Source organism: Peribacillus acanthi, from assembly GCF_003073175.1.
GTDB classification, from domain to species: domain Bacteria; phylum Bacillota; class Bacilli; order Bacillales; family DSM-1321; genus Bacillus_BN; species Bacillus_BN acanthi.
This window is the reverse complement of sequence record NZ_QBBX01000013.1, coordinates 87,070-94,983: the sequence shown is the minus strand read 5'-3', so window position 1 is coordinate 94,983 and position 7,914 is coordinate 87,070. Positions and strand designations below refer to the sequence as shown.

7 protein-coding genes and 1 riboswitch are annotated in these 7,914 nt (G+C 44.0%); all 7 genes read left to right on the top strand.

The features are described from left to right. On the top strand, positions 1-1,209 hold a 1,209-nt coding region (locus tag DBX25_RS21405; protein WP_240620313.1), incomplete at its 5' end, for a FapA family protein. Positions 1,210-1,227: 18 nt separating this feature from the next. After that, positions 1,228-1,551 carry an STAS domain-containing protein gene (locus DBX25_RS13990; RefSeq protein WP_108671433.1) on the top strand — a complete coding sequence of 108 codons (324 nt, stop codon included), beginning with the start codon at positions 1,228-1,230 and terminating at the stop codon, positions 1,549-1,551. Between the two features lie 53 nt (positions 1,552-1,604). After that, positions 1,605-2,339 carry a LytR/AlgR family response regulator transcription factor gene (locus DBX25_RS13985; RefSeq protein WP_108671454.1) on the top strand — a complete coding sequence of 245 codons (735 nt, stop codon included), beginning with the start codon at positions 1,605-1,607 and terminating at the stop codon, positions 2,337-2,339. Between the two features lie 208 nt (positions 2,340-2,547). Next, positions 2,548-2,727: a hypothetical protein gene (locus tag DBX25_RS13980; protein ID WP_108671432.1), complete on the top strand. Its 180-nt coding sequence runs from the start codon at positions 2,548-2,550 to the stop codon at positions 2,725-2,727. A 280-nt stretch (positions 2,728-3,007) separates the two neighbouring features. Then, a riboswitch (cyclic di-GMP riboswitch) is annotated at positions 3,008-3,096 on the top strand. A gap of 151 nt (positions 3,097-3,247) precedes the next feature. Then, positions 3,248-3,814: a DUF5317 domain-containing protein gene (locus tag DBX25_RS13975; protein ID WP_157950973.1), complete on the top strand. Its 567-nt coding sequence runs from the start codon at positions 3,248-3,250 to the stop codon at positions 3,812-3,814. Positions 3,815-4,112: 298 nt separating this feature from the next. Next, a complete protein-coding gene (locus tag DBX25_RS13970; RefSeq protein ID WP_108671430.1) occupies positions 4,113-6,185 on the top strand; it encodes an HD domain-containing phosphohydrolase in 2,073 nt (690 codons plus the stop codon). Positions 6,186-6,284: 99 nt separating this feature from the next. Further along, positions 6,285-7,913, top strand: a complete 1,629-nt coding sequence (locus tag DBX25_RS13965) for a HAMP domain-containing protein (RefSeq protein WP_108671429.1) — start codon at positions 6,285-6,287, stop codon at positions 7,911-7,913. Position 7,914 lies beyond the last annotated feature (1 nt).

Genomic DNA, 7,914 nt, shown 5'->3' with positions numbered 1-7,914 from the left:
ACCATGGATTTTAGGGAATCCTTAGAAATTCCCACCGTGCATAAAGGGCAGGTCATCGCGTTGGTCCACCCAGAGGTCCCAGGACTCCCAGGATTGTCCTTATTGAATGAACCAATCTCACCGGAACCAGTCTATCCTGCGATTGTACAGCCTGGACATGGAACCATCTTTATTGAAAACGAAACAAAGGTCGTGGCTACTGAAACCGGACGCCCTCACATCCAGCAAAATGGATTGTTAACCAAGATTTCCATCATCGAGAAGCTGGTTCATCGCGATGACGTGAACCTCTCTACGGGCAATATTCGCTTTAAAGGCGACGTAGACATTATGGGAAACGTTGATGAAGGGATGGTCGTTGAGGCAAATGGAGACATCAATGTATTCAAGAATGCCTTTTTGTCTTCGATTTCCTCCAAAAGTTCGATCCACATTCACAATAATGTGATTGGCAGCACGATTTCTTCCGGAAAGGAAAACATTTATGCAGCGGAACTGGTGAACTTGCTTGTTATCATCAGAGACCAAATGAATCTAATGATTCGGTCCATCCAACAACTGATGGAACAGCCTGCCTTCAAAATGAGTGATTACAAGAAGAAAGGATTTTTTCCGCTCATCAAGATTCTTTTGGACAAGAAGTTCCATTCGATAATGAACCCGTTGGTGCACTTTATCGAGGTGAGTAAAAAAGGAAGCCACCTTCTTGACATGGAATGGTTGAGTCTAGCTGAGCAGTTGAGGCTTTGTTACCTTTCCTCTATCACCAATGAGTTTCACTCTTTGGAACGGATGGAGGCATTGCTGAAGAAGATCACAGAAATGATTGACAAACATGATGCCACTAAAGACAGGGAATGTCGGGTGAAATTAAAGTACGCGCTAAACAGCACCATCTATTGCGGAGGGGACGTGACGATCCAGGGACAAGGGTGTTTTAACTCGAAGATCCATTCTGGTGGAACCACCTCCATCCATGGGGTCTTAAGAGGTGGAGAACTTTATTCGCGGTTTGGAGTGAAAATCAAGGAGACCGGCTCTGAAGGCGGGGTCATTACGAAGATTTTTGTGCCGAGCAATGGGAAAATCGAGATTGACCTTGTCAAGGAAGGCACGGTCATACAAATAGGGAAAGCCAAGCATACGTTCCATGCTGAAATGAGGTATGTCACCGCAAGGTTGGATGATGCTGGGAAGTTGATTTTTTAAGGGAAATGGGGATTTCGCATGTTTTCATATGAATTAGTGAAGGAAGGTTGGTCGGTATCAATGTTCTTCAATGGCGACCTGGATATCGATGTCTCGGAAATCATGGAAGAGGAAATCATTCCAAACTTGCTTCCTTTTACGGAAATCCATCTGGATTTAAGCGGGGTTCCGTTTGTGGACTCAACTGGAATCGGATTGCTTATCAACTTGATTGAAACGGTCAAGAAGAATCAGGAGAATGTCCAAATAGAAATACGGAACGTTCAGCCATTGGTGAAGGAAGTATTCGTGATGCTGCACCTGGAAGAAATCTTTGGAGAAAAGGTCCAATTGGTGGGTTGATTCCAAGGACAGCTTGTGAAGGGCCGATATTGTCTGAAGGGAGCGGGATGCTCATGGAACCAATCAAAATCATCATCGCAGACGATGATTTACCATCCAGGAAAATATTGTCGCATTTCATTCGTAACTTGCCGGATTTCCAGGTTGTCGCGGAAGCAACAGACGGGGACACACTCATTCAAAAGATAAGAGAGGAAAGTCCGGAAATCGTCCTGGCCGATATCCAAATGCCAAAGGTCAATGGCATGGAGGCCGTCAAGACATGCAGAGAGTCCATGCCAGAATTACAAGTGATTTTCACCACCGGTTATGACGATTTTGCGGTAGAGGCGTTTACTTTGTCGGCAGCCGACTATATCGTGAAACCTGTGGAACGTTCCCGTTTGTTCATGGCTTTGGAAAAGGCCAAGAAGACGCTACAGTCCTATCGTAGCTTGGCATCTCATCAACCAGCCAAAAAGAGCGGGAACCGGTTCATTTTCAAAAGTAACAGCTCCTACTCCTATCTTACGTTGGACGACATCCTCTTTATCGAGAAAGAGGGGAAGAAAACGGTATTGCATACAGTGGATGATCGGTTTGAGACCTTGGAGAGCCTTCAAGAAATCGAGGAGAGATTGCCAAGGTATTTCTACAAGACACACCGTTCTTTTGTGGTGAACTTAAGAAAGATGCTAAAAATCGAGCCTTCTGGCGAAACATACCTAGGGTTCTTTGCTGATTGTGACAAGGCTGCCCACATTTCTAAATTGAAAATACAAGAAGTGCAGGCACTGATGGGGGAGTAGTGAGAGGATGGGAAAGGGTAGGGTACTCGTTAAGGCACCACGTCTTTTACGGCTTATGGGATGGAAATGGTTCTAATGGCACTTGAAAGATTTTGAATTATAAAAATATTGAATAGGGTTAGAAGGAAAATAGGGGAAGATGGTAGAATATATAGGTGATTTAGCGGGAAAAGATTTTTGTAACTTTATCTAAGGAGTGTCCATTAGAATGACCAACCGATACATGGAACTTATTCTAAAGTATCAAGAAACCTTGAAGCGTGATTTGACGTTGGAGGAAATCCAACTGATTAAATGGATTGTCGCGAAGGAGTTCAACGTGGATGGGTTGCTTATGCCAAGACCTTCCTCAACGAGCCTGGACATGCCTGAGATGGCAACAAGCTAGAAGGCATGTCTCCTTGTGATAGCCCATTCCTATGTATCTATAAAACCATTTAAGGCAATCCTTTGATCGGGATGGAGCTCAAGTGATTTCATCTCATTCCATCGATTGCCTTCTTCTACCCTAACCTACCCTTCCAACACTTGTTTAGGAAGGGCTTCCCAACCCCTTTCTATTAACCCGAACCATTCATCGGCCTTGTATCCTATTTTCTTAAAATTTCTATCTGTTAAGAAATCCTTATGGGCTCATTCAGAGAAAATGAACCATAGAGGTTATTTCTATTTTTCATAGGCAAACTTGTCGAAAGGCAACGACGCAAAACCACGGACCTAAGGAGATCTGTCACTCTATGGTAGCCGGGTTGCAATGATTCTGGATAATACCCATCGGTGTCACAATTCCACATGTGGCAAGCTGGTGTTATACATCTTGCGACCCTCTCCCTAGTCGCAAGATTTTTTTATCTAAAAATGGTCATACGATAGGAACTGTTGCTACCGAAATACCTTGAAAATTATGAATGAACGGACGTGATGGTTTGATTTATGAGGTTGTGATATTGGCCATCCTCATCGGATTCCTGAAAAAAGGGTCTCTTACTCATTTATCGAGGACAGAAATCCACTATCCTTCTTTCATCATCGGCAGCTTTCTTGTACAGGCGTTGGTGATACTGTTGGATGATAGATTCCTCTTCTATAAATTGACGGGGGACATTTGGTTGACGGTAACGTACCTCGTTCTGGCCTTTGCCATCTGGGCAAACCGAAAAATCGAAGGATTCACCCTGATTGGACTAGGAATACTCCTGAACTTCATCGTAATCATGGCAAATGGCGGGAGGATGCCTGTATCATCAGACGCCATCGATTTCATCGGATTGTCCCACTTGATCCCTACTATGGAAGAAGGTCTTTCCAAGCATGTCTTGATGGATAGCTCGACCCATTTCTCTTGGTTGGGGGATATCTTTCCATTGAAGCCTCCCTATTCCTTCAAGAGGGTCGTGGTGAGCATAGGGGACATCTTGGTGACCGTTGGTGTCGCAAGGTTCGTCTATATCAGGATGAAAAAGGAGCAAGGATGAAGGGTTTTACATATTGGGGGTAGGGATGATCCAAACTCTTATTGTTTCTCAATGACTTATCTATTTTTATCACCAAGCTTCACAAGGGCTTGCCGGCTTTCCTTTAGGATCGCCAGGATATGGACAAGGAGGAGATATCATGAAACAAAAGATTCTATTTTGGGCTACTATGGCTGCATTGGTACTAAGCGCTGTCTCTAAGTTCCCTATCAAATAATTTTAAGAGATGGAATTGTAAAGTATTTGATAGATTCTAGGATATTCCTACCCCCAATTTTTTTATAAAGGTGTGATCACTATGCCTATGAAGGCAAAAATCTTCTTTTCCTGCTTTGTGTCGATAGGCATTGTGCTGATCCTTGCACAATTTATGGAAATAAGTATCATACATATCCCCAGCATCATAACCTTGGCCATCATTGCCGGGGCATTGGAAAAATACCATGTGGAACTCCCAAATGGGGTAGAACTTTCGGGTTCTACCATTTTTACTATGCTGGCACTCGTCCACTTCGGCATACCAGAAGCGTTAATCATCGATTTGGTGGTTTCGTTGTTTTTATTATTCCTATATAAACTTAGGTTTTTTCTCTGGCTCTTAAATGCTAGCCAATTTGCCATCACCGTGGTGTTGACCGGTTTCTTCATGGAACAATTCATGACGGATGCTTTTCGAGTAACCGATTGGAGGAGTATCCTAGTTTTCATCGTTGGAACAGGCATTTACATCGTAGTGGGATACACCCTCTCCTCGATTTGCATCAGTTTTTTATATAGCCGCAAGATGTGGGAATCTTGGGTGAACGGCATCATGGACTCCTTTTTGGGGTTTGCCGTCACGACGGTTTTGGGGCTAAGACTTGTGTCTGTATATGACTCACAGGATACCCTACAATTCTGGATTGAAACAGGATTTGTGGTGGGGGTTTTCCTCGCATTGAGGCATTCGTTCCAGCTTTTCATCAATCTTAGGAAGACGTACACCACCTCCCTAGAGACCATCACCCATTTCGTCGAGCAAAAATTGAACACCATGAGTGGGCATTCGACGAGGGTCGGAAATTTGGCGAAAACCATCGCAGAAGAATTGAAACTGCCTCAAGAGGAAATCGATGCGATCCATTATGCAGCCATCTTGCATGATATCGGCAAACTACAGATCAAACAAGGGATCTTCAATAAACGTGGGCCCTTGACTCTTGATGAAGAGAGACAATATCGTCAGCATCCAGAATTGGGGGCAAACATGGTTGAGGAGGTTTCTGGGTTCTCTAAATCGGTAGAGTACATTCGCTTCCATCATGAGCAGTGGGATGGAAAAGGATATCCAGAAGGGAAACAAGGACAGGACATCCCGCTCGGTGCACGAATCATCGCCGTGGCCAATGAATATGATCATTTAGTCCATGCATCCAAGGACAGGAACCTGAAGGCTGCCTTTCAAAGTCTGATGGAAAACAAATTGGATCCTGAGCTTGTTGGGTTAGTCCTCCGCATCTCCGATTTCAAAGCAATCTCCCAGCCATCCCAAAGAATCGATGATCAAGTGATGGAAGAGAAAGTGATGGGGGAGATCAACAACAAATTCAATGACAGTAAATTATTGCGGGATTTCGGCGCAGGTCATATCGTCTATTTCCAGGATGGGGAGTTCCTTAAACTGAACGGGGAGCCAACTGGGATTCCATGCCGGGATTATGTCGTTACTTTAATGAAAGAGGGGGCGGATGAGTATGAATCCAAACATGAATTCATCCAGGATCCCTCTTCGAAAAAAATCTATAACATCCACTGGGTCGTCATCGGTTCGAAGGTGTATGTTTTGTTCTTTGATGTCAGCAATTTCATCGAATACGAAAACAAGCAAGAAGTCAAGATTCGTCGAATTTACCGAGACGTCATCCATTCGGTCACCCAAGGCAAGCTTTTGCTGTTGGAAAAGGATGAATTGGACAAGTACTATTCCGAAGAAAAGATTCAGGAAGTGTCCGTTCAAGAAAAAGAGGATGTCTCCCTCTGCCGAAAAACAGTGGAACGCCTCTTGGAAGGCTGTTTAATCGAGGACAAAAAGCGATATAATATCCTGCTATCCGTCTCTGAAGCGGTGACCAATGTGCTAAAACATGCCACGGAAGGCAAAATGAAGGTTTACCTAAATGACGGGTGGATCAAGGTAATCGTCGAGGATAAGGGAAGCGGCATTAAACTGAGCGAGCTGCCAAGGTCCACGCTTCTCGAGGGATATTCGACGAAGATGTCTATGGGGCATGGTTTTGGGCTCATGCTTAAGCTATTGGACAAAATCGCCCTCTATACGAGCAAGGAAGGGACTACCGTGATTTTGGAGGCGAAGGTGGCAAATCGTGAATGAAGGACGCCCCTTTCATCCACAATTCCTTTTAACAGGAACCCATGAAAAATATCAGAAACGAACCAGGCGACGAGGAGTTTCCAAGTTGAGGTGGACTCTATGAGGATGATAAAAAAGAAAACCGTGATCGGGCAGACTTTGTCGGCGATCGCGATGATACTAATAGTGGTGTGTTCATCATTTGTACTGATGTTCCCCAAAATGGTGGATAAGGACATCGACCATTTCCTATATGAACATGTGTTCAATACAGCCAAGATCGTCAAGGGAGCCATGGATACAAGCATGAATTCCAAGGTGACGATTGAAAGATTAATAGACGAGAAGTTATATCTCTCCTCCTTGGAGATATCCAAGGAGCTAGAAGGCAAGAAGATCCAGGAAGTGAGTAGGGAGGACCTAGTGGCTCTAAAGGAAAAACTAGGACTCTATGACATCTCTCTTTTTGTAAAAAGAGAAGGAAAGATTATCGTCGCCCAGTCCTCTGACCCCCATGAGCTAGGACTGGATACGAAGGATTGGAGCTATTGGAATGAGGCCTTCGAGGATCTTATGGCAGGACGAGAAGTCGATGTCGGCAAAGGGTATTACCGAGAAAACTTTTGGTCAGGTCCTGTTTCAAGGTCCGAATGGGAAGACAAGTATTTCAAATACGCATACTTTTACGATGGATCCACCGATTACATGATCAATCCGTACATCCTCGATAAGGATCTCTATGAATCTATGAAAGATTCAGGACCGGACTCTATGATTCAGAACATCGTCGATTCTAGTGAGCTGAAAGAAGTATCCATCATCAATATGAATGCGATGTTAAAGGGGAGAGGAAACCAGGTCGTAGAACCCGATCGGGACTTGCCGATCTTGCATGGACGAAATACCATGGGCACCCAAAAGGATTATGAGTATATCCATAAAGTCCAGGATTCTCATGAAAGCCAAAGCTTCAAATTCGTGATGGATGGCAAGCGATACAAAAAGTTCTACATTCCGATTTCTCATGACAAACTAATTACCGTCGTAACGGACTATAGCCGCCATGATGCCCTGTTGGAGAAATTACGGATGGTGTTAATCTTTTCCTTCACCATGGCTTTTATCATTATTTTCTTGGTGCTCCGACTTGTGACCCGAAAGCATTTGGAACCTTTATCGACCATTAATGCGCTTATCAATGAAATTGCAACCGGGGACCTTACAGGGCGTCTTCATATCGACCAGCACAATGAATGGGGAGACATCTCCATGCAATTAAACAAGATGAGCGACGATTTTTCGCTATTGGTCAGCCAGGTGAAGGAAAGAATACATTCGGTCATGATTGTCTCCTCTTTGATTGCTGAGACGGTCAATTCGTTCTTCAAGATGATGGATCAAGTGTCAAGCTCCATGACCTTCGATTCAAGAGAACTGTTTCATGATATTGACCTGCAAGTGGAGGAAATACAAAGGAAGTACAAGGAGATAGCGGATGGTCTAGAGAATCCTCATTCCTTGAAGGAACAGGAATTGATTAAGCTTTCCGATTTCATCTTTGAGTGTAGCGCGCATATGGAGTATTTAAATGGAATCATGAAGGTCAACGTGAATAAAGTGACCGAGATGAGTATGTCCACCAATGAAGCAATCGATGATTTGAACAACGTTATTCGCCAACTCGATGAGCTGTCTAAGGACCTTGAACAGAAAATCCAGGTATTTAAGGTGGTGGACAATCACCTTTAAA